The following is a 1,372-nucleotide window of genomic DNA, read 5'->3' as shown; positions in this document are numbered from 1 at the left end:
GCAAGAACCAGGCCCTGCCCATGCTGACCGGCCGCATTCCTGGCCCCGGCCCCGATTTGGTGAAAAGCGAGCGCCGCTGGTTGGCCGCGTTGATGTTGGCCAGTGTGCTGGCCTACTGGGCTTGGGAAGCGGCCAACCGTTGGGGCCTGTTGGGCGCTTGATCGGGTGCGTCGCCAGGCTGACAGGGACTGGCCGCAAGACGGCTAAAGTCAAGTGTCTGCCACCCTAGCCAAAGAGGAACCCATGGCCATTTATGAACTGCGCACTTATGCCGTGATCGTCGGGAAAATGCCCGAGGTCGTCTCGCACTACAAAAACGAAGGCTGGCCTGCGCTGGCCAAACACCCCCAAAAACTGGTGGGCTACTTCACCGGCGATGTGGGGGCGATCAACGAGCTGATCCATGTCTGGAAATTCGACGACGACGCCGACCGCCGCGCCTTCTGGGCGGGCGTGTATGGCGACGCGGACTTCATGGCCTTTGCCGCCAAAATCCGGCCGCTGATCCGTGAGCAAAACAACAAGCTCATGCTGTCAGCCCCTTGGGGCCCGCAGCCCTGATCGGGTCAATGGTGCGCCACGTCGGACCTGAAGGCGCCGACCTACAAAAACCCGCATCCCTCGCAGGTCGGTGCCTTCAGGTCCGACATGCATTTTTTTGTCAAGCGACATTTGCGAACGGGAATGCCGCAACAATTGCTTTTGTTTGAGCGCCCGGGGCGCTGGCCTCACTGGATCAAATAACCCCCGTCCACCGGCAAGACCACGCCCGTGACAAAGCGCGCAGCCGGGCTGGCCAAAAACAGCACCGGGTCGGCCACGTCTTCCGGTTGGCCCCAGCGGCCCATGGGCGTGCGGCCCACAATTTGCGCGCTGCGTGCGGGGTCGTCCTGCAAGGCCTGGGTCAAAGGCGTGGCGATCCAGCCCGGGGCTACGGCATTCACCCGGATGCCGTCGGCCGCATAGGCAATGGCCAGCGACTTGGTCAGCTGCGCCACGCCGCCCTTGCTGGCGCTGTAGCCCGGCGTCAGGCCGCCTCCAAAAAAGCTCAGCATCGAAGCGGTGTTGACGATGCAGCCTTGGCGGGCTTTCAGGCCTGCGCGCGCTGCGGCACAGGCCCGCATGGTGCCGTTCAGGTTGATGTCCACGGTTTGCGCAAACGCCTCGGGGTCGTGTTCGGCATTGCGCTGGATGATGCCCGCGCAATTGACCAGCACATCCAGCTCGCCAAATTCGCTCAGGACTTTTTGCACATGCGCGTTTTGCCGCACATCGAGCACATGAAAGGCCACCAGGCGGTTGGCCGGCAGGGCTTGCGCTGCCGTCACTTCGGCGGTCGTTGCCCCGGTGGCGGTCACGTTGGCCCCCGTGG

At 63.6% G+C, this 1,372-nt stretch carries 2 protein-coding genes; one reads left to right on the top strand and one right to left on the bottom strand.

All coding sequences use genetic code 11. The features are described from left to right. Positions 1 to 243: 243 nt before the first annotated feature. Positions 244 to 561 carry an NIPSNAP family protein gene (locus Q0341_RS05075; RefSeq protein WP_299510988.1) on the top strand — a complete coding sequence of 106 codons (318 nt, stop codon included), beginning with the start codon at positions 244 to 246 and terminating at the stop codon, positions 559 to 561. 167 nt (positions 562 to 728) lie between these two features. Here Q0341_RS05075 and Q0341_RS05070 read toward each other — a convergent pair. Next, positions 729 to 1,372 (bottom strand): SDR family oxidoreductase (locus Q0341_RS05070; RefSeq protein WP_299510987.1); only part of this gene is annotated, 644 nt, incomplete at its 5' end.

The organism is uncultured Limnohabitans sp. (genome assembly GCF_937889215.1).
Lineage (GTDB): Bacteria > Pseudomonadota > Gammaproteobacteria > Burkholderiales > Burkholderiaceae_C > Limnohabitans_A.
The sequence above is the reverse complement of the archived record's forward strand: the minus strand, read 5'-3'. Positions and strand labels throughout refer to the sequence as shown.

Coding starts and splice junctions, on each gene's coding strand:
- Q0341_RS05075 (WP_299510988.1), top strand. CDS start 244: ATGGCCATTTATGAACTGCGCACTTATGCCGTGATCGTCGGGAAAATG.